The organism is Streptomyces diversicolor (assembly GCF_057537855.1).
This window is the reverse complement of sequence record NZ_BAAJXA010000011.1, coordinates 45239-68799: the sequence shown is the minus strand read 5'-3', so window position 1 is coordinate 68799 and position 23561 is coordinate 45239. Positions and strand designations below refer to the sequence as shown.

Sequence of the window (23561 nt, the reverse complement as noted above, 5' to 3'; positions counted from 1 at the left end):
CGGATCAGCTCCCTTCGCCGAGCCGGAACAAGCACATCCGGGCCGCTCAGCCGTGGGTCACCCGCAGGGTGGCGGGCGGGGCTCCTGAGCCGGTGACCGCGAGGGGCCCGTCCCGGTCCGTGCGGAGCACCGTCGCGCCCATCGACCGCAGCGCCGCCATGGTCACGGGTGCCGGGTGGCCGTACGGGTTGTCCGCACCGCAGGAGATGAGCGCCACCCGTGGGGACACGACGCGTATCAACTCCGGGTCCTGATGGGCCGAGCCATGATGGGCGACCTTGAGGACGTCCACGCCGGCCAGTCCGGCCACCGCCGGGGATCCGAGCAGCGCCCGCTGGGCCGTCGGTTCCAGGTCGCCGAGCAGCAGCAGCCGCAGCCCGGCCGACCGTACGAGCAGGGTGACGCTCGCGTCGTTGGGACCGTCCGGCTCCGGTCCTGGGCGCGGCCACAGCACCTGCCAGGCGAGCGGTCCGGTGCGTCGCTGTTCCCCGGCGACGGCACGGGTCACCGGAATGTGCCGCCCCGCTGCCTCCCTCCTGACGAACTCCGCCTGCTCGGCGGGCTCTTCATAGCCCGTCGTCTCGATCGCGGCCACCGAGCGCCCACGCAGCACACCGGGCAGACCCGCGACATGGTCGGCATGGAAGTGGGTGAGCACGAGGAGCGGGATGCGGGTGATGCCGAGGTCCCGCAGACAGCGGTCGACGAGCGTCGCATCGGGCCCCGCGTCCACGACCACCGCGCTGCCCTCCCCCGCCGCGAGCACCGTCGCGTCCCCCTGTCCCACGTCGCACATCGCGTACCGCCAGCCGGGCGGCGGCCAGCCCGTAATCACCCGGGTCAGCGGCGCCGGGCGCACCACCAGCAGCAGGAGCAGCAGCGCACACACTCCGCACCACCACGGGCGCCGGGCCAGCCGCCGCCCGACGAAGACCAGGGCGACCGTGAGCGCGGCCAGCAGCAGCGCACCCGTCCAGCCGCCCGGCCAGTCCACCCCCGCGCCGGGCAACGCGGCCCCGGTCCGCGCGACCCTCGCGATCCACTCGGCCGGCCAACGGGCGCACCAGGCCAGTGCCTTCGCCACCGGCATCGCCGGCGGCGCGAGGGCCAGCGCCGCGAACCCCAGGACCGTGGCGGGTGCGATCGCGATCTCGGCGAGCAGGTTGCACGGCACCGCCACCAGGCTCACCCGCGCCGACAGCACCGCGACGACCGGCGCGCACACGGCCTGCGCGGCGGCGGCCGCGGCCAGCGCCTCCGCCGCCCGCCGCGGCACCCCGCGCCGGCGCAACGCCGCGCTCCATCCGGGAGCGAGCACCAGCAGCGCGCCGGTGGCCAGCACCGACAGCAGGAATCCGTAACTGCGGGCCAGCCACGGGTCGTAGAGCACCAGCAGCAGTACGGCCGTCGCCAGCGCCGGGATCAGCGACCGGCGGCGGCCGGTGGCCAGGGCGAGCAGCGCCACGCTTCCGCAGGCCGCCGCCCGCAGCACGCTCGGATCGGGTCGGCACACGACGACGAAACCGAGCGTGAGCGCCCCCGCGAGCAGCGCCGTGGCCCGCAGCGAGAGCCCGAGGCGCGGGGCGATCCCGCGGCGTTCGACGTGCCCGGCCACGCCGGGCGGTCCGACGAGCAGGACGAGCAGGATGGTGAGGTTGCTGCCGGAGACCGCCAGCGTGTGCGTCAGGTCCGTCGCCTTGAACGCCTCGTCCAGTTCCGGGGTGATCCGTGAGGTGTCCCCGACGACCAGGCCGGGCAGCAGCGCCCGTGCGTCGCCGGGCAGTTCGTCGGTCGCCGCGCGCAGTCCGGCCCGCAGCCGGCCGGCCAGCCGCTGCGGCCCGTTCGGCTCGCCCACGACCTCGGGCACGGCCTCCTTCGTCACGCGCAGCACCGCGGCGAGCCCGTCGCCGCCCGTCAGCGCGGGCGCCAGTCGCGCACCCAGCCGCAGCCGAGTGGAGGGCAGCAGCGCCAGCCAGGCCGACCGCGCACCGCGCGGGCCCGCGCCGGTGGTGGCTGACGGTTCCGGGACGCCCGTCCGAGCCGGCCCGTGGCTGTGCGTCCGAGCCGGTGCCGGGACGTCCGCGTCGACCGTCATCAGCACCGGCGCCCGCGTCGTCACGGCCGTCCCGTCGGCGCGTTCCACCCGCCGTACCTCGGCGCGGGCCAGCACGGTGGCCGGGGCGGTGCGATCGCCGCGCACCCGTGGTCTGCTGAGCCAGGGGTCGGAGCCGAGCCGGACCTCCACCGTCACCGTGGCGTACCGGCGGGCCAGTTCGGGCACCGGTCCGCGGCGCGTGTCCGCCCCGTGCAGCCCGGCGGACGCGGCCGCCGCGGCGACGCACAGCAGTACGGCGGCGACCGAGGCGCGCGGCCAGGTCCACCACTCGGGCGCGCGCGCCATCCGCCGTGGTCCCGTGGGCGGGCCCTTCGTCCGCCGGGTCGCACGGCGCCGGCCGGCACCGGTTCCGCGGGTCAGGAGCAGCAGGGCCGCTCCCATCAGAGCGCCGGCCGCGACACCGGCGGTCCACGACGGCGGCGCGTCCAGGGCCAGCGCCGCCGTCGCCCAGGCCGCCAGCGCGGGCGGCACGAGACGCAGGTCCGCCGGCCCCTCCTGGCGGGGGTGCGCGGCGCCGAGCCGGCGTCCGGAGGCGGCGTGCACGGCTGGGCGGCCGGCCCGGCCCGCCGACGAAACCCCTCCCGTCCCGGCGGCCCGGGGCACAGAGGTCTCGGACCCGGCCGGCTCGGGCGCGATGGGCTCAGGCGCGGTGGACTCAGGCGCGATGGACTCAGGAACTGTCCGCTCGGGCGGGGTCCGCTCGGGCGGGGCGCACTCGGGAGCCGTCCGCTCGGGCGAGGTCGGTCGGTGGCTCATGGCTGGACCAGGTTCCTCAGGTCGGCGAAGCGCCGGTCGCCGATCCCGTTGACCTCGCGGAGTTCGTCCACCGAGCGGAACCCGCCGTGCTGCGTGCGGTAGTCGATGATGTGCTGGGCCAGCACGGGGCCCACGCCCGGCAGGGTGTCGAGCTGGTCCACGGTGGCCGAGTTCAGGGAGACGGGGGTCGCGGGGCCGGCCGCCCCCGCGACGGCGCCCGCCCGGCCGGGCACGGACGCCCCACCTGCTGCGGGGCCGGCCGCCGCGGCGGGAGCGCCGACCACGATCTGCTCGCCGTCCACGAGGAAGCGGGCCCGGTTGAGGCCGTCGGTGTCGGTTCCCGGACGCACGCCGCCCGCTGCGGTCAGCGCATCGACGACCCGCGAACCCGAGGGCAGCCGATGGATTCCGGGCTTGCGCACCTTGCCGCTGACGTCGACCACGATCTCCGCGCCCGCCGTCCCCGGAGCGGCCCCGGCCGAGCCGCCCGCGCCGATACCACCGCCGTGCCCCGGCTTCTCGCCGTCCTCATCCGCCGCGCCTTCCTCCCCCGCGTTCTCCGCCGCGAACGGGGCCTCCGCCCGCACCACTTGGGGTGCGCGCACCGACTGGGTGCGGCCGGCCCAGAAGTGCAGCACGGCGAACACCGCGACCGCGGCGACCAGCACCGCGAGCGCGATCGCACCGCGTCGCTCCAGCCCGCACCTGGCCTGCAACCACAGCGGCATACGCTCCCGCAAGGCGGTCCCCGCGCGCTCCCGCCAGCCCGGCACGGCGGACCCGATCGGGACGCCCGCCCGGAGGGAGTCCCCCTCATCCCGGCCGTCCAGGTGGTCCGGGCCGTCCGGGTCATCCGGGTCGCCCGCGTCCGGCGGCGCGGCCATGGCTGCCGTACGCGCCGGACTCGGCCCCGGCGCCCCGCCGGTCCCAGCCGCCGGCGCCTTCGCCGCCGCCGTACGCCCAGGGAAGGGTGCGCCCGGCGGGCCGTGGCCCGACTGCCGGCGTTCGCCCATCTCCCGGCGTTCGCCGGGCGCACGGTCCTTCTCCGGTTCCTGGCGTGCTCCGTGCGCCGGGTATCGGATCCGCACCCGCTCCCGTGGTTCCCCGGTGTGCTCGCCGAAGAGGAGTTCCGCGCGGCGGCGCAGTTCCTCCGCCGGTGCGTGGCGGTGGCGTGGTGGACGGCGGACGGGTGGGCGGCGGTGCCGGGTGCGGCCGTCGGAGGCGGGGCCGCGGCCCGGGCCGCTGGTCGCGGTCGTGATGCGTGAGCGTGATCGAAGTGACATGCGACGAGGATCGGGCATTCCGCCACTTCGCGATGATCTTGGTCAATTCCCGGGGACTACCGCCCGGTTGTGGAAAACCCCGTCACCCACACGAGTGTCACAGCCCGCGCCGGCATGTCACGGACCTCACCGCGGTGAGACGACGGCGCCCAGCAGCCCGGGCCCGGTGTGCGCGCCGATCACCGCCCCGACCTCGCTCACATGCAGCTCGGCCAGCCCCGGCACCCGCGTCCGCAGCCGATCGGCCAGGGCCGATGCCCGGTCGGGGGCGGCGAGATGATGAACGGCGATGTCGACGTCGGCGCCGCCCGCACGGTCGGCGACGATCTCCTCAAGGCGGGCGATCGCCTTCGACGCCGTACGCACCTTCTCCAGCGGTTCGATCCGGCCGCCCTCCAGTTGCAGCAGCGGCTTCACGGCGAGTGCGGAGCCCAACAGGGCCTGCGCGGCGCCGATACGGCCGCCGCGACGCAGATAGTCGAGCGTGTCGACGTAGAAGTAGGCGCAGGTGCCCGCGGCCCGTTTCTCGGCCGCCGTGACCGCCTCGTCCACGGTGCCGCCCGCCTCCGCCGCCTCGGCCGCGGCGAGCGCGCAGAAGCCGAGGGCCATCGCGACCATCCCGGTGTCCACCACCCGCACCGGCACGGGTGCCTCGCGGGCCGCGGCGACCGCCGCGTCGTACGTGCCCGACAACTCGGCGGACAGATGCAGCGAGACGATGCCGGCGGCGCCGGACTCGGCGACCCTGCGATAGGTTTCCGCGAACATCGCCGGGCTCGGGCGTGAGGTGGTGACGGGGCGTCGCTTCTGCAGTGCCTGGGCCAGGAAGCGGGTCGAGACCTCGGTGCCCTCTTCGAGCGCCTGGTCGCCGAGGACGACGGTCAGGGGTACCGCGGTGATGCCGTGCCGATCCATCGTCAGGGGCGGCAGGTAGGCCGTTGAATCGGTGACGATCGCGACATGGCGGGACATGAGCTGGAGGTTACCTGGCGTATCGCCCGCACTGCAGCCCGACCCCTCCGGCCTCGGCCGGAACCGGCGGGTTCAGGTGGTGCTCTCGGGCCGGGGCTTCTTCTGCCAGGGGTAGGCCGGACGCGGGCCCGGCGGGGTGATGGCGGGCCGGTTCGGTTCCGCGGCCGGTTCGGACCGCGGGGTCTGGGGCCAGGTCTGCGGGCCGTGGCCACCGTCGGCCGCGGGGGCGTCGGGCCATGAGGGCGCCGGGGTGCCCGACTGCCGGCCCGGGTGCGGCGGTGCGGCGGAAGGGTCCGGTTCGTCATGCTGCCAGTGCCGCAACGCGCCGGTCTCGACGTCGATCTGTGCGCTCAGCGCGTCCAGGTCGTCGTCGGTGAAGCGGTGGGCACGGTCCCGGGCGGCCCAGCGCAGCGAGTCCGCGGACCGGGTGATCCGTTCGGTGCGGCCGCGCAGTTCGGGCAGGCGCGCGGCGAGTTCGGCCCGGTCCGGCTCGGACTCCAGGCGCTTGAGTTCGGCGTCCAGTTCATGGCCGTGTGCGCTCAGCCGCTCGAAGAGTCCGAGGGACTCCTTCAGCGACGCGTCCTCCACCACGCCCGCGTGCAGGGCGTCCCGCGTGGCCCGCATCGAGGTGCGCAGGTCGAGCCGGAGCTTGGCGATCTCGCTGGCCGGGCCGAGCTGGGCGAAGGACTTGGCGCGCAGGGTGTGGTCCTCGACGGTGCGGCGGGCCTGGGTGACCGTGCGGTCGACGCCCCGTTTGGCCGCGCCGATCACCTTGATCGTGGCGTACCCGCCGAGGACGACGAAGAGCAGGAAGAGCACGGCGAACACTGTGATCACTGTTTCCACGACGCTCCTCCTCCGGCCTCACGGCGCTACCCGCCCCGCTCCTCCACGGTAAACGCAGCGAGCAGGCCCGGGGTTCCGAAAAACCCCGAACCTGCCCGTAGGGGATGCCCCGGAGGCGGTGACCGGCGCGTTCAGGCGGGGACGATGTTCACCAGCTTGGGCGCGCGCACGATCACCTTGCGGACATCGGCGCCGTCCAGCGCGGCGACGACCTTCTCGTCGGCCAGCGCCACCTTCTCCAGTTCCTCCTCGGAGATGGACGGCGGGACCTCCAGGCGGGCCTTGACCTTGCCCTTGACCTGAACGACGCAGGTCACGGTCTCGTCGACGACGTAGGCGGGATCGGCGACCGGGAAGTCGCGGTGCACGACGGAGTCGGTGTGGCCCAGGCGGTGCCACAGTTCCTCGGCGATGTGCGGGGCCAGCGGGGCGATCATCAGCACCAGCGGCTCGGCGATGGTGCGCGGGACCGCTCCGCCCGTCTTGGTCAGGTGGTTGTTCAGCTCCGTGACCTTGGCGATGGCGGTGTTGAAGCGCATGCCCTCCAGGTCCTGGCGCACGCCGTCGATCGCCTTGTGCAGGGCGCGCAGCGTGTCCTCGTCGGGCTCGGCCGCGGTGACGGTGACCTCGCCGGTGGTCTCGTCGACGATGTTGCGCCACAGCCGCTGCAGCAGCCGGAACTGGCCGACCACCGCGCGCGTGTCCCAGGGCCGGGACACGTCCAGGGGGCCCATCGCCATCTCGTACAGGCGCAGCGTGTCGGCGCCGTACTCGGCGCAGATCTCGTCGGGGGTCACCGCGTTCTTCAGGGACTTGCCCATCTTGCCCAGCAGGCGGGTGACCTTCTCGCCCCGGTAGTAGTAGGCGCCGTCGCGCTCCTCCACCTCGGCGGCCGGCACCGCGATGCCCCGGCCGTCCCGGTAGACGTATGCCTGGATCATGCCCTGGTTGAACAGCTTGTGGAACGGCTCGGCCGAGGAGACATGTCCCAGGTCGTACAGGACCTTGGACCAGAAACGGGCGTACAGCAGGTGCAGCACGGCGTGCTCGGCGCCGCCGACGTACAGGTCGACGCCGCCGTGCGGCATGCCCTCGCGCGGGCCCATCCAGTAGCGCTCGATCTCGGGGTCGACCAGCTGCCGGTCGTTGTGCGGGTCCAGGTAGCGCAGCTCGTACCAGCAGGAGCCGGCCCAGTTGGGCATGGTGTTGGTCTCGCGGCGGTACTTCTTCGGTCCGTCGCCCAGGTCCAGGGTGACGTCGACCCACTCCTCGTTGCGCGACAGCGGCGTCTCGGGCTGGGTGTCGGCGTCGTCCGGGTCGAAGGTGCGCGGCGAGTAGTCCTCGACCTCGGGCAGTTCCAGGGGCAGCATCGACTCGGGCAGCGCGTGGGCGATGCCGTCCTCGTCGTAGACGATCGGGAAGGGTTCGCCCCAGTAGCGCTGGCGGCTGAACAGCCAGTCGCGCAGGCGGAAGTTGACGGTGCCCTCGCCGATGCCCCGGCGTTCCAGCCATTCGGTGACGCGTGCCTTGGCGTCGGCGACGGGCAGGCCGTCCAGGGAGATGTCGTCGTTCGAGGAGTTGATGATCTTCGCGTCGTACGACGCGAAGGCGTCCTCCCACGTCGAGGTGTCGGTGCCGCGGCCGTCGGTCGGCTCGACGATGCAGGTGATCGGCAGCTCGAAGGCCCGCGCGAACTCGAAGTCGCGCTGGTCGCCCGCCGGTACGGCCATGATCGCGCCGGTGCCGTAGCCCATCAGGACGTAGTCGGCGATGAAGACGGGGATCCGCTCGCCGTTGACCGGGTTGGTGGCGAAGGCGCCGGTGAAGACGCCGGTCTTGTCCTTGGCCTCGGCCTGCCGCTCGACGTCCGACTTGGAGGCGGCCTGGGCGCGGTAGGCGGCGACGGCCTCGGCGGGGGTCGCGTGGCCGCCGGTCCACACCTCGTGGGTGCCCTCGGGCCAGGTGGCGGGGGTGAACTTCTCGACCAGCGGGTGCTCGGGCGCCAGCACCATGTAGGTCGCGCCGAACAGGGTGTCCGGGCGCGTGGTGAAGACCGTGATGTGCTCGCCGTCGATCGGGAAGTCGACGCGGGCGCCTTCGGAGCGGCCGATCCAGTTGCGCTGCTGCAGCTTGATGGCCTCGGGCCAGTCCAGCTCGTCCAGGTCCGCCAGCAGCCGGTCGGCGTACGCGGTGATGCGCATGTTCCACTGGCGCAGCTTGGCCTTGAAGACCGGGAAGTTGCCGCGTTCGGAGCGGCCGTCGGCGGTGACCTCCTCGTTGGCCAGCACGGTGCCCAGGCCGGGGCACCAGTTGACGGGCGCGTCGGAGGCGTAGGCCAGCCGGAAGCCGCCCAGTACGTCGGCGCGCTCGGTGGCGGTCAGCTCCTGCCACGCGCGCGTGTGGCCCGGCACGGCGCGCTCACCGGACTCGAACTGGGCGATCAGCTGGGCGATCGGGCGGGCCTTGCCGGCCTCGTCGTCGTACCAGGAGTTGAAGATCTGCAGGAAGATCCACTGGGTCCACTTGTAGTAGTCCGGGTCGATCGTGGCGAACGACCGGCGCTTGTCGTGGCCCAGGCCCAGCCGGCGCAGCTGGGACTTCATGTTCGCGATGTTGGCCTCGGTGGACACGCGCGGATGCGTGCCGGTCTGCACGGCGTACTGCTCGGCGGGCAGGCCGAAGGCGTCGAAGCCCAGGGTGTGCAGGACGTTGTGGCCGGTCATCCGCTGGAAGCGGGCGAACACGTCGGTGGCGATGTAGCCCAGGGGGTGGCCGACGTGCAGGCCCGCACCGGAGGGGTACGGGAACATGTCCATGATGAACTTCTTGGGCCTGGCGACCGTCGCGGGGTCGCCGGCCAGGTCACCCGTCGGGTTCGGCGCGGCGTAGGTGCCCTCGGCGTCCCAGAAGTCCTGCCAGCGTGCCTCGATCTCGGCGGCCATGGCGGCCGTGTAGCGGTTCGGCGCTGCCTCCGCCGACGCGGCGGCAGCGGCAGCGGGGTTCGTCTCGCTCATGATCCTCAAAGCTCCATCGGTCGTCTCTGCCTGCGGAAACGAAAAATCCCCTCGCACAGGAGGGGATGCCGCGCCGATGCCGACCACGGTACTCACCGGCGGTCGGGACTGATCAGCGCGGCCCGCTAAGCAGAAGGCGTACGGCACGCATGGCGTCAGGGTACCGCAGGGCTTGAGCAAGCCGCGACGCGCTTCCGTATGCCTGGTTGACCCGACGAGCACGGAATGAGGTTCACGTATTACTTCGCGTAACAGTCGCTAACGGACGTCACAACAGTCGCATTGTCCTTTGATAACAACGCAATAACTCAAACCTCGTACTGATCGGTATGACGCCGCTTAGAGTGCGGCAGCGGGACCGCTCACCCGGACTGCTCGGAGTTACCCCCCATGAACCCTCGTCGTAGTAACAGTTCCCTCCCCAAACCGGGCCGGTCGGCCTATGGGGTGGCGACCGCCGTCGTCCTGCTCCTCATACCCGTGGTCGTGCTGCTCGGAGGCAACTGGCTCCAGGAATTCCTCAACTTCGGCGCGGGAGTCCTGTCCCTCGTCTGCCTGACCTCCTCGGTGATCTGGGGTCTCGTCGCCCAGGACCGGCTCATCCTCAACACCCGGCAGCGGATCGTCGCCCAGGGCATCCACCGCGTGACCGCCGTCGCGTCGATCGCCTTCCTCCTGGTGCACATCACGATCAAGCTGGCCCTGGACCACACGGTCCTGATCGCCGCCGTGATCCCCTTCAGCCTCGGCGTCACGGGCAGCGCCGGGCTGATCGGCCTCGGCTCCCTGGCCGCCCTGCTCATGATCTTCGTGGGAGTCACCGGCGCGCTCCGCAACCAGTTCGCGTCCCCGGCCCCGGTCGCGGCGCGCTGGCGTGCCATGCACATGCTGGCCTACCCCGCCCTGTGCGCGGCCCTGATCCACGGCCTGTTCGCGGGCCGCCCGGCCAAGACGTTCTTCATGGTGTCCTACGAACTGTGCCTGGCCGGGGTGATGGCCGCCCTCGCGTTGCGCGCGGCGCCGCGCCCCTTCAAGCGCAAGGTCGCCGACCGGATCGTCGCCGTACTCGGCAGCGAGGAGCGCGGCGCGGGCCGCGACGACCTGGAGGCGAGCCGGGCCCGCCTGAGCGAGGGCGGCGCCACGCTGCCCGGCTACGAGAAGCAGTCCGCGTACGCCGACGCCACCGCCTCCGCGCGACGCGCCCCGGCACCGCAGTACGACGCCCAGGCCGCTCCCGGCGCCCCGGACGCCCCGGCCGGCTTCGCGGCCGCCTACCGGGCCGTCTCGACGCCGCAGCGGCCCCAGCAGCCCTTCGCGGCCGACCAGACCGCACGCATGGACCTGCCGCCCGATCTGCGGGCCACGGAGGCGATACCGCGCACGGACGCCCCGTCGAGCACGTCGGGCAGCTGGCCGATCCCGTCCCCGCCGCCGGTCGGCGAGGCGCCCCCGTCGGCGTACGACCCGCTCCAGGACACCGGATACAACATCCCGGTCTACGGCAATCCGGGCACCGGCGGCTACGCCGGCAGTGACGTGTACGACACCGGTGAGACGAACACCCGCTACGGCACGTACAACCGCAATGACACGTACAACAGCGGTCCCGCCACTGAACCATTGCCCGGCGCGTCGTTCGACGCACCGGGTTCGGGCGAACCTTGGAACACGCCTTCCGGAGGCTACAGGTGAACGAGGCCCTGCCCGACGTCCCAGAAGTCCGCGTGGTCGGCCTTCCCCAGCTCACGTCGGGCTTCGACCTTGTCGAACGGCTCGATCTGCCCATGCATCTGAAGGTGCACGGGCCGCTCGAACCCATGGGCGGCGAGCAGCTCGCGCAGCTCGCCGAACGCATCAACCTGAAGGGCCGCGGCGGCGCGGGCTTCCCCTTCCACAAGAAGCTGCGCTCGGTCGCCGAATCGGCGATCAAGCGCGGCGTTCGGCCGGTCGTCGTCGTCAACGGAAGCGAGGACGAACCGGCCTGCCGCAAGGACACCGTGCTCATCAACCGTGCCCCGCACCTGATCCTGGACGGGGCGCTGCTGTGCGCCGAGGCGCTGGGCGCCCGCACACTCGTGGTGGGCGTCACCCGTGAGTCCACCCAGCGCTCCATGGAGGCCGCCCTCGCCGAGCGCGGCCTCAGCAACAGCCGGCGTTCGGCGCTGCGCGCGAGCGTGCAGCGCAACCCGGTCCGCATGGTCACCGGCGCCGCCGCGTCGCTGATCCGCTCCATCGACGGGGGCCCGGCGATCCCGCCCGGCCGCAAGATCAGCGCCTCGCTGAGCGGCGTCGGCGGCGCGCCCACCCTGCTGTCCAACGCCGAGACGTTCGCCCAGCTGGCGATCGCCGCCCGCATCGGTCCCGACCGCTACGGCAACACCGGCCTGTACGACGAGCCGGGCACCGTCATGCTGACCGTCTCCGGCGCGGTCGCCCGCCCCATGGTGATCGAGGTCCCCACGGGCGTGCCCCTGCGCTACGTCCTGCAACTGGCGGGCGCCCCGCCGGTACCGCAGGGCGTGTTGACCGGCGGCTACCACGGCAAGTGGATCGACGCGGCCACCGTCAACGAGGCGGTCGTCTCGCGCAACTCCCTGGACGCCGTGGGCGGTTCGCTGGGGGCGGGCGCGATCCTGCCGATCAGCCAGGAGACCTGCCCGCTGGGCGAGTCGCTGCGCGTGGCGCAGTGGCTCGCCGAGGAGAGCGCGGGTCAGTGCGGTCCCTGCTACCTCGGCCTGCCCGCCGCCGCGCGCGGCATGGAGGACATCCTCAACGGCGGCGGACCGGCCGCCCTGGAAGCGCTCAAGCAGGTCGCGAAGAACGTGAAGCGGCGCGGCGCCTGCTCGCACCCGGACGGCTCGGCGATGTTCCTGGAGTCGACCGTCAAGGCGTTCACCGACGACCTCGCCGCGCACGTCCTCGGAAACGGCTGCGGACGGCCCGTGGAGGGCGTTCTGCCGCTCTTCGAGGGCGGCAGGGCCCCCACGGGCATCCCGGGCGGCGGGGAGGCCGAGGAGACCGGCCCGAGCCGCCAGAAGATCTACGTCGACTGGACGCTGTGCCGGGGCCACGGGCTGTGCGCGGACATCCTCCCGGAGGTCTTCGAACTGGGCGCCGACGGATTCCCGACCGTCGCGCAGGCACAGGTGCCCCGGTACGCGGAGGCCAAGGCGCTGCGCGCGGTGCGCCGCTGCCCCGCGCTGGCGCTGCGCATCGAGGAGGACACCCGCTCCCAGGCGCCGTCGCGCAACCTTCCGGTCCTCTCCCAGGGCCGCGGCCGCCGCGCCCTCGGCCGCTGAACACGACCGACGGCGGGTCACCCCGGTCCGGGGGACCCGCCGTCGCACGGCACCAGGCGTCGTACACGCCGAAGGCGGACCATCCGTTCGGATGATCCGCCTTCTACTCCTGTGGAGCTAAGGAGAATTGAACTCCTGACCTCCTGCATGCCATGCAGGCGCTCTACCAACTGAGCTATAGCCCCTTGTGGTCCCGCGGCCGAGCCGCTTGTCGACCGTGCCGCCCGGTTCCCCCGGCGGCGACGCCAACATTACACGGTCGACGGGGCGCAGCACCAAATCGTTTCCTTTCTGCCCCGGTATGGGGGCTAGTGTCGGCCTTCGTGACCGTGACCGCGTCCTCCGGAGCCCGTCTTCCTGTGCCGGTCGCCCTGGGGGCGTGCCTGGTGTCCTTCGCCGCGTTCTGGACCGCGCAACGGGCCGCCCAGGTGTCGATGATCGACCTGATGGTGTACCGGGCGGAGGGGGCGGCCGTCCGCGCGGGAGGCGATCTGTACGCCCTGCGGGCGACCGAGGCCCGGCTGCCCACCACCTACCCGCCGTTCGCGGCCCTGCTGTTCACTCCGCTGACCCTCCCGGACACCGCGCTCCTGCGGACCCTGGCGACGCTCGGGAACCTCCTGCTCCTGGTGGCGTTCGTACGGCTGTCGCTGGAACTCGTCGGGCACACGCGCGTACTCGGACACACGCGCGTACTCGTCCACGCGCGCGTGGAGGGCGTCTGCTGGATCGCGGCGGTGGCCGTGTGGTGCGAGCCGGTCTGGACGACGCTGCGCTACGGACAGGTCAATCTGCTGCTCGCCGTCCTGGTGCTGTGGGATCTCGCCCGCCACCGCCCGGGCGACCGCAACCGCTGGGCGGGCGCCGGGCTCGGGCTTGCCGCCGCGGTCAAGCTGACGCCCGCGCTGTTCGTGGTCCTTCTGGTCGCCACCGGCGTCGCGGCCCGGCTCCGGGGCGGCGACGGAGGGCCGTGGCTGCGGCACGCGCGCGGGGCGGCCGTCGCCTTCGCCGCGGCGACCCTGCTGGCGGCGGCCGTGCTGCCGAACGACTCATGGCGCTTCTGGACCGGCATGGTGTTCCGCGCCGACCGGGCGGGCCACGCGGAGGACACCGCCAACCAGGCCCTGCGCGGCGTGCTGGCACGACTGCTGCACACGCCGGATCCTGGCGCCTGCTGGGCCCTGCTGGCGGCCGTGACGGCCGTCGCCGGGCTGTGGGTGGCGGTCGCCGCGGAGTTGCGGGACCGGCGCTCCTGGGCGGTGGCCGCCTGCGCGGTGACGGCGCTGCTGATCAGCCCGGTGTCGTGGTCGCACCACTGGGTGTGGTGCGTACCCGTGGTACTGCTGCTGTGGACGCACGGCCGCCGGGCGCCGGCCGCGGGCACGCTGGTGGTGTTCTGCTCGTACGCCCTGTGGTGGGTGCCGCACGGCGACGGGCGGCACGAGTTGCACCAGGGCGGAGCGGAGTTGACGCTGTCGGCCCTCTACGGAGGCTTCGGTCTGCTCTTCCTCGCGCTCGCCGGACATCGTTGCCGGGCCCGGCGAGCGGTGGTCAGGCCGTGACGAACGAATAGAACCGCTTGAGGGTGCAGTGTTCCTCCAGAAGACGGCCGTAGATCGGCTCGCCCTCCAGTTCGCGGTACGTCTCGATCGGGTCGCCTTTTATGATCAGCGCCCGCGCGCATTCCTCGCACCAGTACTGGTACTCGGGGTTGATCGGTTCCATGTCGCGGACGATCGGCGTACCGCTCCCGCACCAGTCGCACTTCCGCCGGTGTGCACCCATCGATCAGCTCCAGCTGTGGCCGCAGGCCGTGCACACGTAGGAGATTCCGCCGTTGTCGCCCAGGACTTGGGCCACGTGCGCGGAACCGCAGGAAGGGCAGCTGAGCCGGGTGGCCGTGTCCCGTATCAACGCCGCGTCGAGGAGGTGGCCGCCCTCCTCAAGGATGCTCGCAGGCATCGCTACTCCCTCCCGTCGGGCCGCGCCCCCTTCCGGCCGTTTGATTCTGCCACGGCCGGACCAATACGGTCAGCGACGCCTCAGTACCAGTCCGGACACGGCAGCCGCCGCGGCCGGTCCGGCCGGCGCCCGTGCGCACGCTCAAAGCGCCTCCGCGGAGGTATACGCCCGCGGGGCCCCAAGTGACTCAAGCCGGTGCGACAACAGTGCGCCGAACCACACCGCCCAGCCGGCCGCCCCGGCCTGCGCCCGACGGCCGGGCCATACAAAAGCGCCCCGTCGTCGGACGGGGCGCGTTGTGGTGATCTCAATGTGTGTGGAGCTAAGGAGAATTGAACTCCTGACCTCCTGCATGCCATGCAGGCGCTCTACCAACTGAGCTATAGCCCCTTGCGCCACGCGGCGGAGCCGCATGGTGTCCCGCCCCGCTCGGCGGGGCGAACAAGAAGAACTTTAGCCTGCGACCTGCCGGAAAGTGAAATCCAGGTCCGGGCCCGGGCCGGGCTCAGTCGTCGTCGCCGAGGACGGGCTCCGGGAGGGTGCCCGCGTTGTGCTCCAGGAGGCGCCAGCCGCGGGCGCCTTCGCCGAGGACCGACCAGCAGCAGTTGGACAGACCGCCGAAGCTCTCCCAGTGCCGGGCCTCCAGGCCGAGGAGTCGCCCGATGGTGGTGCGGATGGTGCCGCCGTGGCTGACCACCACGAGCGTGCCGTCCTCGGGCAGCTTCTCGGCGTGCCGCAGCACGACGGGGGCCGCCCGGTCGGCGACCTCGGTCTCCAGTTCGCCGCCGCCGCGCCGGACCGGCTCGCCGCGCTTCCACGCGGCGTACTCCGCGCCGTACCGGTCGATGATCTCCTCGTGCGTCAGCCCCTGCCAGACGCCCGCGTAGGTCTCGCGCAGCGCCTCGTCCGGGGTGACGTCGAGGCCGGTGAGCGCGGACAGCTCGGCGGCCGTGTGCGCGGCCCGCCGCAGGTCCGAGGCGACGATCGCGTCGGGCCGCAGGGAGGCGAGCAGCCGGGCGGCGCGGCGGGCCTGGCCGACGCCGGTCTCGGTCAGCTCGACGTCCGTGGTGCCCTGGAAGCGGCGCTCCACGTTCCACGCGGTCTGGCCGTGCCGCCACAGGATGATGCGCCGTCCCCGGCCGGTGCGGCCGGTCACCTCGCCGGTGGCGCTCATCGCCACTCCCCGCCCGCCTCGGCCGCCTCCTCGGCGGCCTGCAGCCGTGCGTGCTCCTCCGCCTTGCCGCGGGTGGCCTTGGCGTCGGCCGGCAGCTCGATCTCGGGGCAGTCCTTCCACAGCCGCTCCAGGGCGTAGAAGACGCGCTCCTCGCTGTGCTGGACGTGGACGACGATGTCGACGTAGTCGAGCAGCACCCAGCGGGCCTCGCGATCGCCCTCGCGGCGCACCGGTTTGGCGCCGAGTTCCTTCTGGAGCCGCTCCTCGATCTCGTCGACGATGGACTTGACCTGGCGGTCGTTGGGCGCGGAGGCCAGCAGGAAGGCGTCCGTGATCGACAGCACATCGCTCACGTCGTAGGCGATGACGTCGTGGGCGAGCTTGTCGGCGGCCGCCTGGGCGGCGGTGTTGACGAGTGCGAGGGAACGATCGGTGGCGGTCACTACAAGGCTGGCTTTCGGTCGGGGGCACAGGTCGGCTGCGGTGTGGCGGCGACCCCGACTCGGCACGGCCCGTCGGCGGTCACTCGCCATCAAGGGTCTCACGGACCGCCCGGGGCACCCCACGTGATTATCGGATCACCTGGGGTGCATGCCCCGCACCGAAGTGCCCGCGCCACGCCTGGGGTCCCCCGCGCGGCCTTCCAGTGCCGTCCGTCAGGAGGACGACGGCTTGTAGTCCTGGCCCAGGACCACCGAGACGTCGGCGTTCGAGGCGACCGTGCCCTTCGTCACGGCGCCGTCGGGCAGGCCCAGGGTCTTGGCGACCTCCGTGGCGTCGTCCTTGTGGGCGGCGTCGGAGTAGAGCACCTTCGAAGCGGCCTCTGCGGCGTCCGCGGTGCCGCCCTCCAGGAAGGTGAAGCCGCCGTTGAGGAGGACCACGCGGGCCTTGCCGGTGTTGTCCTTGACGCCGGTGGCGTTCTGCACGGAGACCCGGACGGCCGAGCCCTGTTCGGGGCTCTTCGCGGTGCCGCCGAGGATGTCCTTGACGACGCCGGCGCTGGTCTGGGCGCTGAGCGTGCCGTCGGACTGCACGGGCAGCAGGGCCGTCTGGTAGTCGCCGCCCTTGGCGAGATCGGCGAGCCTCGCGAGGAAGGCGCCGAGGTTCTTGTCGGACAGCGGCGGCTCGATGATCTGCCCCAGCGTCTGCACGGTGACGGTCGCGGCCTCGGCGTCGGAGGACATCTTGCGCAGCACGCCCTGCAGGACCTGGCCGAACCGCTCCAGCTGGGCGTTCTCGGCCTCGCCGGAGCCGCGGTAGGTGGCGTAGGCGACGGCCGCCTTGCCGCCGAGGGTCTGGCTCTTGCCCTTGTGGACGAGCGGGGCGCTGCCCTTCTTCTTGCCGTCCGGGTCGGGGACGTCGGTGTTGGTGTCGATGTCGATGTTGCCGACGAGTTCGACGAGGTTCTGCAGGTAGGGGGTGTCCAGCCGCCAGGTGCCCTCGATGTTCGTGCCGAGGACGGTGTCGAGCTGGTCGCGGGTGCCTCCGGAACCGTCGTCGTCGACCGACTTGGCGAGGGTGGTCACCGCGCCGGAGTCGTCGGACAGGCTGAGGGAGTTCGGCAGCAGGACGGTGGTGGCCTGCTTGGTGGTGGTGTTGTCGACGAGCAGCGCCGTGGAGGTGCCGCCCTTCGCGGTGTTGTGCAGATGGACGACGATCACATCGCGCTTCTGGGCGCCGGTCGCCGTCGCGGTGCCGGAGTCGGCGTCCGACGAGGACAGGCCGGGCAGCTTTCCGGCGTACCAGAGGTAGCCGACGCCGCCGGCCGCGACCAGGGCGAGGACGACGACCAGGGCGATGACGCGGCTGCGGGCGCGGCGGCGGGCCTCCTCGCGGCGTTCGGTGCGGTTCTCGGTGAACTTCAGCCAGTCGATGACGTCCTCGGAGTCACCGTCCGGCTCCTCCACGAAGGCGAACTGCTCGGTGCGGTAGTCCCGTTCGCGGCCCGCCGGGGATTCGTCCGGCACCTCGGACGGGCCGGGCTGCTGCGGGATGTGGGCGGTCTGCTCGGCGACCCGGGGCTGCTGCTGGGCGCCCGCCGCCGGCTGCCCGTAGGCGTCGTAGGCGGCGGTGCCGCCCGCGGTGGGCGTCCCGCCGGTGCCGTACGGGTCGTAGACGGAGTCGTAGGAGTCGTACGGCGGCGGCACGGGCTGCTGCTGCCCGGTCGCGTACGGGTCGTAGCCGTAGCCCTGCTGCTGCGCGTACGGGTCGTACGCCTGCTGGGGGGCCTGCTGTGCCGGGATCTGGCGGTACACGGGCCGCCCGTACTCGTCGTAGCCGACGAGCTCGTACTGGTCGCCCCCGTACCCCGGGTCGTATCGGTCGTTCACCGGTGCCCCTCTCGGCTCACTCGCCGCGGTACAGCTCGCGCTTGTCGATGTAGCGCACGACTCCGTCCGGCACCATGTACCAGATGGGATCGCCCTTGGCGACTCTCGCACGGCAGTCTGTGGAGGAGATGGCCAGCGCGGGAACCTCGACGAGCGAGACGCCGCCCTCCGGAAGTCCGGCGTCGGTCAGGTGGTGGCCGGGGCGGGTGACCCCGATGAAGTGCGCGAGGGAGAACAGTTCCTCGGTGTCCCGCCAGGTCAGCAGCTGGGCGAGGGCGTCGGCACCGGTGATGAAGAAAAGATCCGTGTCCGGGTTGAGCGCGCGCAGGTCACGCAGGGTGTCCACGGTGTATGTGGGGCCGCCGCGGTCGATGTCGATGCGGCTGACCGAGAACTGGGGGTTCTCGGCGGTCGCGATGACCGTCATCAGATAGCGGTCCTCCGCCGGCGAGACCTTGCGGTGGGACTTCTGCCAGGGCTGGCCGGTGGGCACGAACACCACCTCGTCGAGGTGGAACTGCGCGGCGACCTCGCTGGCCGCCACCAGGTGCCCGTGGTGGATCGGGTCGAACGTTCCGCCCATGACGCCGAGACGGCGCTTGCCCGAGTGCGCGGGGCCGCCGCCCGGACGGTCCTGCGGGGTCCGCACCGTGCCGCTCGTCGCGTCGACCGCCGGACCGGTAGGCATGTCCTGCTCTCCCATGCGTGCAGACCCTACCGGCCCGGTCCACGGGGTCCGCCCGTCAGACCCCCGGGTACGGCTCCCGGGACGGGCCGCCGGGTTCAGCGGTCGCGGTTGAAGCGGGTGGTGATCCACAGCAGGAGCAACAGGATGAGCAGCGCGCTGCCACCCGTCACGAGCGGGCTGAGGCTTTCGTGGTTGCCGCCGCGCTCCTCGCCCTCGGCGGCGAGGGTGGCCAGCTGGGCAGCGGTGCTGTGGAAGCTCATCTTCGGCAGAACCTATCCGGTGTGGGCGGGATAAAGACGTCGGCCCATGGTAAGCGGGCGCCGCGGCGGCGATCACGCCGACTCCGCCGTCGCGGACGCACGGGGCACGGCGGGATCGTTCCCCGAGGCGGGGGGCCTTCCGGGAGGGCGGGGAACCTTCCCGGGGGCTCAGTCGTCCTTCTGCTTGTACCCGCGTAGCACGAACCAAGCGGTCACCGCACAACCCAGGACCATCACGACCAGGACGATCCGGAGCAGATTCCCCGCCCCGTGCTGCGGTGCGGCGTCGGCGGCCTCGACCAGCCAGGCGGACGCGGGGGTGTGCTCCATGATGTGGACTCCTTCGGCTGTACTGCCCGTCCACGGTATCTCCGCCTAGGCTGGGCCCCGCCTCGGGGGCACATCGGGCACACCAACGCACATGGGGGACGACATGACCGACGACGGCCATGAGCACAAGGGGCACGGGCACGAGCACGTGCCGAGCAGACAGCGCAGGCGCTTCCCCGGAATCTCCTCGCGTGCGTACGAGCACCCCGCCGACCGTTCCGCCCTGGTGGCGTTGCGCCGGCTGAGCGGCTTCGACACGGTCTTCAAGGCGCTCAGCGGGCTGCTTCCGGAGCGGAGCCTGCGCCTGCTGTTCCTGTCCGACTCGGTGCGCGTCTCGGAACAGCAGTTCGCGCACCTCAACGACATGCTGCGGGACGCCTGCCACATCCTGGACCTTAAGAAGGTCCCGCCGATGTACGTCACCCAGGACCCGCAGCCGAACGCGATGTGCATCGGCCTGGACGAGCCGATCATCGTCGTCACCACCGGGCTGGTCGAACTGCTCGACGAGGAGGAGATGCGGGCGGTCGTCGGCCACGAGGTGGGGCACGCCCTGTCCGGGCACGCGGTGTACCGCACGATCCTGCTGTTCCTGACCACTCTCGCGCTGAAGGTCGCCTGGATCCCGCTGGGCAATCTCGCGATCATGGCGATCGTGACCGCGCTGCGGGAGTGGTTCCGCAAGTCGGAGCTGTCGGCGGACCGGGCGGGCCTGCTGGTGGGGCAGGACCTGCGGGCCTCGATGCGCGGCCTGATGAAGATAGCCGGCGGCAACCATCTGCACGAGATGAACGTGGACGCGTTCCTGAAGCAGGCCGAGGAGTACGAGGCGGGGGGTGACCTGCGCGACTCGGTGCTGAAGATCCTGAACGTGCTGCCCCGTTCGCATCCCTTCACCACGGTCCGTGCGGCCGAGCTGAAGCGGTGGGCCGAGACGCGGGACTATCAGCGGATCATGGACGGTCACTACCCGCGGCGCGACGAGGACAAGGACACCTCGGTCGGTGACTCGTTCAAGGAGTCCGCGGCCAGTTACGCCAGCGATGTGAAGAGTTCCAAGGACCCGCTGATGAAGCTGGTCTCGGACCTCGCGGGCGGCGCGGGGAATCTGGGCGGCCGGGTGCGCCGAGGCTTCGACGGCTTCACCAGCCCACCCCCACCGAAGAACACGCCTCCCGGCGACACGGCCCCCGACAACTGACCGCCCGGCACGCTCCAGAACCCACGGCGGGAGTAACCGACGGTTACGCCCCGGGGGCCCGACCCGGCCCGGACCACAGGATGGGATGGGAGGGGCGTCACAGCACGGGCCCCGAACCTTGTGAGCCAGGGCCTGGGCCTGTTATGGGGTTGGTTGGGCTGTAGTGGCCAGGGTGCCGCATAGGGCCGTTACCGTGCCCGTCGCGTAGGGGTCCGTGCCTGCCGGGCCGCCCGCCTTGGCGGTCTGACCGGCCAGCAGCGGGCGCAGATGGCTGGCGGAGTCCTCCGCGCAGGACAGGGGTCCCGCCTGCACGGAGGAGACGGCCAGCTGCACCTGGTGCAGCCGCAGGTCGTCCTGGCCGAAGCGGAAGGTCAGCTCGCGGCGCACGGTGAACAGGGAGACCCGTGCCTTGTCGCCGGAGCCGGTGGGCTTGAGCGCGTAGACGAAGGTGTGGTCCGCGGTGACCTCCAGGGTCGCCGAGTCTGTCTCGACGGCCTGAAGCGAGCCCTGCACCCGGATCTTCTGGTCGGCCAGCTGGGCCCGGGTGGGGTCGAAGCGGACCAGCCATCCGGTGGCCGCGTGCCGCCCGTCCGCGGCGGGATGCTGGAAGCTCTGGTCGAACTGGTCGAGTTGGTCCGGGTTGAGCAGCATGCGCGCGGGCCGTATCTGGCTGCCGTCCAGCACCTCGGGGTCGAGCGAGGAGCTGACGAGGTAGTCCTTCGCCGTGGTCAGGGCGGTCAGGACCTGGCTTTCGGAGAAGTGCTCGGTGCGCCGGGAGGCGGGCAGCGGAATGCCCTCGGCGCCGACGCTGAACTGCGCCGCGGGGCTGTGCTCGTACAGGTATTCGGCGTCGCTCGCCCCGGGCACCTTGCCCTGCGGGGCGAGCGGGATGACGGTCATGCGCAGGGGGGCGACGGCTTCCCGGACCCGGGGTGCGCCATAGGGGTGCCGTACGCCCATGTAGATCGCGGTGCCGAAGGCGACGGCGATCAGCACGACGAGGATCAGCGCCTGCCGGGACAGCCCGCGGTACAGGTGCGGACGGCGCCGCACGGCGGGCGCGTGGTCGGCCATGCGCTCCTGCGCGGAGTACTCCTGAAGGCGGGCAGCGCGGACGAACGACTCGTCGAAGACGACGGATCGGTACTCGTCCTCCCCACCACCGGGAGCGCCCTCGGGTGTCCCCTCAGGTGGGTCTCCAGGCCCGCCCATACTTTCAGAGTAGGTCCCTGGAGGCTCAGGTAAACGCCCTGGTACACGACAAGTTCTGACAGGTTCTCATCACAGGCGTGCGCGGGTGTTCAGGGTGTCCGGGGCACCGCGGAGACGGCCGACTGGGGCTGCTCGGCGGGGCCGGAGGGCGCCGCGGCCGTGCCCTGCTCAAGCCCGGTGGAGGCGGGCGGCGGGACCTGGTCCCGGCTGCCCGAGGAGGCGCCGCGGTAGACCGCGGCGAAGGCCAGCGCGACCATGCCGACGCCCATCACGACGGCGAGCACCCAGGCGACGGGCCGGTGCCAGCGGACGTGCCTGCCGTAGCCCGCGGCGCCGTGGTGACCGTCCGGATCGTCGGAGTCGTCCCAGTCGTCGAGGTCGTGGTCATGGCCGAAACCGTGTCCTTCGGGGCCGTACCCCTCGTCGTACCGCTCGCCTCGGGCGTGGGCGCGGCGGGCCTCCGCCTCGGAGGCGTCGGCTCTCGCCTGTGCGGCGGCCAGGAGGCGTTCGACGGCGGTCGGCTCGTGCACCACGGCCGCCCGTACGAAGGACTCGTCGAACACCACGGAGGCGAACTCTTCGTCCGACACCCCGTGGTCGTGGTCGTCGTCGGGCTCCCAGCCGTCAGGGAACGGCGTGCCCCCCACGTCCTCCGGCACCACTCCAGAGTAGACCTGGGGGGTCAATTTGGGCAGACGGTATGGAAATTCATCCGCCTGCTGAGACGACCGCTGAGACGACTACTGAGACGCCTTCGGCGCGCTGCCGGGCGTCCCGGTTCAGCGCACGTGTCCGTCGCCGGTCACGATGTACTTGGTGCTGGTCAGCTCCGGCAGGCCCATCGGCCCGCGGGCGTGCAGCTTCTGCGTGGAGATGCCGATCTCCGCGCCGAAGCCGAACTGGCCGCCGTCGGTGAAGCGGGTCGAGGCGTTCACGGCGACGGTGGTGGAGTCGACCAGCTGGGTGAAGCGGCGGGCCGCCTGCTGCGAGGTGGTGACGATCGCCTCGGTGTGGCCCGACGTCCACAGCCGGATGTGTTCGACGGCCTTGTCCAGCGAGTCCACGACCGCGGCGGCGATGTCGTAGGAGAGGTACTCGGTCTCCCAGTCCTCCGGGGTCGCCTCGACCACGGTGGCCTTGGAGCCCTCGGCGTAGGCGAGGACACGCTCGTCGGCGTGGACGGTGACCCCGGCCTCGGCGAGGGCGTCCAGGGCGCGGGGCAGGAAGGCGGCGGCGATGTCCTGGTGGACCAGCAGGGTCTCGGCGGCGTTGCAGACGCTGACCCGCTGGGCCTTGGAGTTGATCAGGATCTCGACGGCCATGTCGAGGTCGGCCTGGGCGTCGACGTAGACGTGGCAGTTTCCGGTGCCGGTCTCGATGACGGGCACCGTGGACTCGGAGACGACCGTGCGGATGAGGGAGGCGCCGCCGCGCGGGATGAGGACGTCGACCAGACCGCGGGCGCGCATCAGCTCGCGGACGCTCTCACGGCTCTCGCCGGGCACGAGCTGCACGGCGTCGGCGGGCAGCCCGGCCCCGCCGACGGCGTCCCGGATCACCCGGACCAGCGCGGTGTTCGACTCGTAGGCGGATGCCGAGCCGCGCAGCAGGACCGCGTTGCCGGACTTCAGGCACAGCGCGGCGGCGTCCGCTGTGACGTTCGGGCGGGCCTCGTAGATGATGCCGACCACGCCGAGCGGCACGCGGACCTGGCGCAGGTCGATGCCGTTGGGCAGGGTGGAGCCGCGGACGACCTCGCCGACCGGGTCGGGCAGCGCGGCGACGTGCCGGACGTCGGCGGCGATGGCCCGCACCCGCTCCGGGGTGAGGGTCAGCCGGTCGACGATCGCCTCGCTGGTGCCGGCCTCGCGGGCCTTGGCGACGTCCTTGGCGTTGGCCTCGACGATCTCGCCGGTCCTGACCTCCAGGGCGTCCGCTACGGCGAGCAGCGCGTCGTCCTTCACGGCGCGCGGCAGCGGCGCGAGGTCGGCGGCCGCGGCCTGGGCGCGGTAGGCGGCCTGGGTGACCGGGGACATGGCGTCGTACGGCGAGAGCGTGGTCATGGGGGAAGGGTAGTGCGCGGTGCGGGGCCGGACGGCGGTCGTTCCACACCGCGAG

20 protein-coding genes and 2 tRNA genes are annotated in these 23561 nt (G+C 72.3%); 4 read left to right on the top strand and 18 right to left on the bottom strand.

What is annotated here, in order from left to right; all coding sequences use genetic code 11:
- Positions 1-46: 46 nt before the first annotated feature.
- The 5 genes from AC27LF_RS15135 to leuS form a co-directional block, all read right to left on the bottom strand.
- A complete protein-coding gene (locus tag AC27LF_RS15135) occupies positions 47-2659 on the bottom strand; it encodes a ComEC/Rec2 family competence protein (RefSeq protein WP_479660195.1) in 2613 nt (870 codons plus the stop codon).
- A gap of 209 nt (positions 2660-2868) precedes the next feature.
- Positions 2869-3756, bottom strand: coding sequence for a ComEA family DNA-binding protein (locus AC27LF_RS15130; RefSeq protein WP_479660196.1), 888 nt, complete (start codon positions 3754-3756; stop codon positions 2869-2871).
- 525 nt (positions 3757-4281) lie between these two features.
- Positions 4282-5127 carry a DegV family protein gene (locus AC27LF_RS15125; protein ID WP_479660149.1) on the bottom strand — a complete coding sequence of 282 codons (846 nt, stop codon included), beginning with the start codon at positions 5125-5127 and terminating at the stop codon, positions 4282-4284.
- 72 nt (positions 5128-5199) lie between these two features.
- Positions 5200-5973, bottom strand: coding sequence for a hypothetical protein (locus tag AC27LF_RS15120; protein WP_479660150.1), 774 nt, complete (start codon positions 5971-5973; stop codon positions 5200-5202).
- Positions 5974-6104: 131 nt separating this feature from the next.
- On the bottom strand, positions 6105-8987 hold the full coding sequence (leuS, locus tag AC27LF_RS15115; RefSeq protein WP_479660152.1) for a leucine--tRNA ligase: 2883 nt from the start codon (positions 8985-8987) through the stop codon (positions 6105-6107).
- Between the two features lie 390 nt (positions 8988-9377).
- Here leuS and AC27LF_RS15110 point away from each other — a divergent pair, with 390 nt between their 5' ends.
- Positions 9378-10679, top strand: a complete 1302-nt coding sequence (locus AC27LF_RS15110) for a ferric reductase-like transmembrane domain-containing protein (RefSeq protein ID WP_479660154.1) — start codon at positions 9378-9380, stop codon at positions 10677-10679.
- Positions 10676-12286 (top strand): NADH-ubiquinone oxidoreductase-F iron-sulfur binding region domain-containing protein, encoded by a 1611-nt coding sequence (locus AC27LF_RS15105; protein WP_479660155.1) that lies wholly within the window; start codon positions 10676-10678, stop codon positions 12284-12286. The genes AC27LF_RS15110 and AC27LF_RS15105 overlap by 4 nt, the downstream gene beginning before the upstream one ends.
- A 112-nt stretch (positions 12287-12398) precedes the next feature.
- Here the strand turns inward: AC27LF_RS15105 and AC27LF_RS15100 are convergent.
- Positions 12399-12471, bottom strand: a tRNA-Ala gene (locus AC27LF_RS15100).
- Positions 12472-12609: 138 nt separating this feature from the next.
- Between AC27LF_RS15100 and AC27LF_RS15095 the strand changes: the two genes are divergently transcribed.
- Positions 12610-13848, top strand: coding sequence for a glycosyltransferase 87 family protein (locus AC27LF_RS15095; RefSeq protein ID WP_479660156.1), 1239 nt, complete (start codon positions 12610-12612; stop codon positions 13846-13848).
- Here the strand turns inward: AC27LF_RS15095 and AC27LF_RS15090 are convergent.
- The 9 genes from AC27LF_RS15090 to AC27LF_RS15050 form a co-directional block, all read right to left on the bottom strand.
- Positions 13838-14071, bottom strand: coding sequence for a hypothetical protein (locus AC27LF_RS15090; protein WP_004931461.1), 234 nt, complete (start codon positions 14069-14071; stop codon positions 13838-13840). The genes AC27LF_RS15095 and AC27LF_RS15090 overlap by 11 nt on opposite strands.
- A 3-nt stretch (positions 14072-14074) precedes the next feature.
- Positions 14075-14248 (bottom strand): hypothetical protein, encoded by a 174-nt coding sequence (locus AC27LF_RS15085; RefSeq protein WP_388712037.1) that lies wholly within the window; start codon positions 14246-14248, stop codon positions 14075-14077.
- A 317-nt stretch (positions 14249-14565) separates the two neighbouring features.
- Positions 14566-14638: transfer RNA gene (locus AC27LF_RS15080), tRNA-Ala, on the bottom strand.
- 115 nt (positions 14639-14753) lie between these two features.
- Positions 14754-15422 carry a histidine phosphatase family protein gene (locus tag AC27LF_RS15075; RefSeq protein WP_479660157.1) on the bottom strand — a complete coding sequence of 223 codons (669 nt, stop codon included), beginning with the start codon at positions 15420-15422 and terminating at the stop codon, positions 14754-14756.
- Entirely contained in the window at positions 15419-15865 is a 447-nt protein-coding gene (gene rsfS / locus AC27LF_RS15070; RefSeq protein WP_479660158.1) for a ribosome silencing factor, read from the bottom strand. The genes AC27LF_RS15075 and rsfS overlap by 4 nt, the downstream gene beginning before the upstream one ends.
- 213 nt (positions 15866-16078) lie before the next feature.
- Positions 16079-17752: an LCP family protein gene (locus AC27LF_RS15065; RefSeq protein ID WP_479660159.1), complete on the bottom strand. Its 1674-nt coding sequence runs from the start codon at positions 17750-17752 to the stop codon at positions 16079-16081.
- A gap of 16 nt (positions 17753-17768) precedes the next feature.
- On the bottom strand, positions 17769-18455 hold the full coding sequence (gene nadD / locus AC27LF_RS15060; RefSeq protein WP_388712026.1) for a nicotinate-nucleotide adenylyltransferase: 687 nt from the start codon (positions 18453-18455) through the stop codon (positions 17769-17771).
- 80 nt (positions 18456-18535) lie between these two features.
- A complete protein-coding gene (locus AC27LF_RS15055; protein WP_351730430.1) occupies positions 18536-18700 on the bottom strand; it encodes a hypothetical protein in 165 nt (54 codons plus the stop codon).
- 168 nt (positions 18701-18868) lie between these two features.
- Positions 18869-19030, bottom strand: coding sequence for a hypothetical protein (locus AC27LF_RS15050; RefSeq protein WP_479660160.1), 162 nt, complete (start codon positions 19028-19030; stop codon positions 18869-18871).
- A gap of 103 nt (positions 19031-19133) precedes the next feature.
- Here AC27LF_RS15050 and AC27LF_RS15045 point away from each other — a divergent pair, with 103 nt between their 5' ends.
- On the top strand, positions 19134-20231 hold the full coding sequence (locus AC27LF_RS15045; RefSeq protein ID WP_479660197.1) for a M48 family metallopeptidase: 1098 nt from the start codon (positions 19134-19136) through the stop codon (positions 20229-20231).
- A gap of 141 nt (positions 20232-20372) precedes the next feature.
- On the opposite strand, the gene AC27LF_RS15040 is transcribed toward AC27LF_RS15045, so the two are convergent.
- The 3 genes from AC27LF_RS15040 to AC27LF_RS15030 form a co-directional block, all read right to left on the bottom strand.
- Positions 20373-21443, bottom strand: a complete 1071-nt coding sequence (locus tag AC27LF_RS15040; RefSeq protein ID WP_479660161.1) for an SCO2583 family membrane protein — start codon at positions 21441-21443, stop codon at positions 20373-20375.
- A gap of 89 nt (positions 21444-21532) precedes the next feature.
- The gene (locus AC27LF_RS15035) at positions 21533-22102 is read right to left on the bottom strand and encodes an SCO2584 family spore wall biosynthesis protein (RefSeq protein ID WP_479660162.1); all 570 of its coding nucleotides are present in this window, start codon (positions 22100-22102) and stop codon (positions 21533-21535) included.
- Positions 22103-22222: 120 nt separating this feature from the next.
- Positions 22223-23506, bottom strand: a complete 1284-nt coding sequence (locus AC27LF_RS15030; protein WP_404033206.1) for a glutamate-5-semialdehyde dehydrogenase — start codon at positions 23504-23506, stop codon at positions 22223-22225.
- Positions 23507-23561 lie beyond the last annotated feature (55 nt).

What these genes read in the sequence shown, in the direction of transcription:
- AC27LF_RS15130 (WP_479660196.1), bottom strand. Translation starts at nt 3,756, where the DNA reads ATGGCCGCGCCGCCGGACGCGGGCGACCCGGATGACCCGGACGGCCCG.
- AC27LF_RS15125 (WP_479660149.1), bottom strand. Translation starts at nt 5,127, where the DNA reads ATGTCCCGCCATGTCGCGATCGTCACCGATTCAACGGCCTACCTGCCG.
- leuS (WP_479660152.1), bottom strand. Translation starts at nt 8,987, where the DNA reads ATGAGCGAGACGAACCCCGCTGCCGCTGCCGCCGCGTCGGCGGAGGCA.
- AC27LF_RS15110 (WP_479660154.1), top strand. Translation starts at nt 9,378, where the DNA reads ATGAACCCTCGTCGTAGTAACAGTTCCCTCCCCAAACCGGGCCGGTCG.
- AC27LF_RS15090 (WP_004931461.1), bottom strand. Translation starts at nt 14,071, where the DNA reads ATGGGTGCACACCGGCGGAAGTGCGACTGGTGCGGGAGCGGTACGCCG.
- AC27LF_RS15085 (WP_388712037.1), bottom strand. Translation starts at nt 14,248, where the DNA reads ATGCCTGCGAGCATCCTTGAGGAGGGCGGCCACCTCCTCGACGCGGCG.
- AC27LF_RS15075 (WP_479660157.1), bottom strand. Translation starts at nt 15,422, where the DNA reads ATGAGCGCCACCGGCGAGGTGACCGGCCGCACCGGCCGGGGACGGCGC.
- nadD (WP_388712026.1), bottom strand. Translation starts at nt 18,455, where the DNA reads ATGGGAGAGCAGGACATGCCTACCGGTCCGGCGGTCGACGCGACGAGC.
- AC27LF_RS15055 (WP_351730430.1), bottom strand. Translation starts at nt 18,700, where the DNA reads ATGAGCTTCCACAGCACCGCTGCCCAGCTGGCCACCCTCGCCGCCGAG.
- AC27LF_RS15050 (WP_479660160.1), bottom strand. Translation starts at nt 19,030, where the DNA reads ATGGAGCACACCCCCGCGTCCGCCTGGCTGGTCGAGGCCGCCGACGCC.
- AC27LF_RS15045 (WP_479660197.1), top strand. Translation starts at nt 19,134, where the DNA reads ATGACCGACGACGGCCATGAGCACAAGGGGCACGGGCACGAGCACGTG.
- AC27LF_RS15040 (WP_479660161.1), bottom strand. Translation starts at nt 21,443, where the DNA reads ATGGGCGGGCCTGGAGACCCACCTGAGGGGACACCCGAGGGCGCTCCC.
- AC27LF_RS15030 (WP_404033206.1), bottom strand. Translation starts at nt 23,506, where the DNA reads ATGACCACGCTCTCGCCGTACGACGCCATGTCCCCGGTCACCCAGGCC.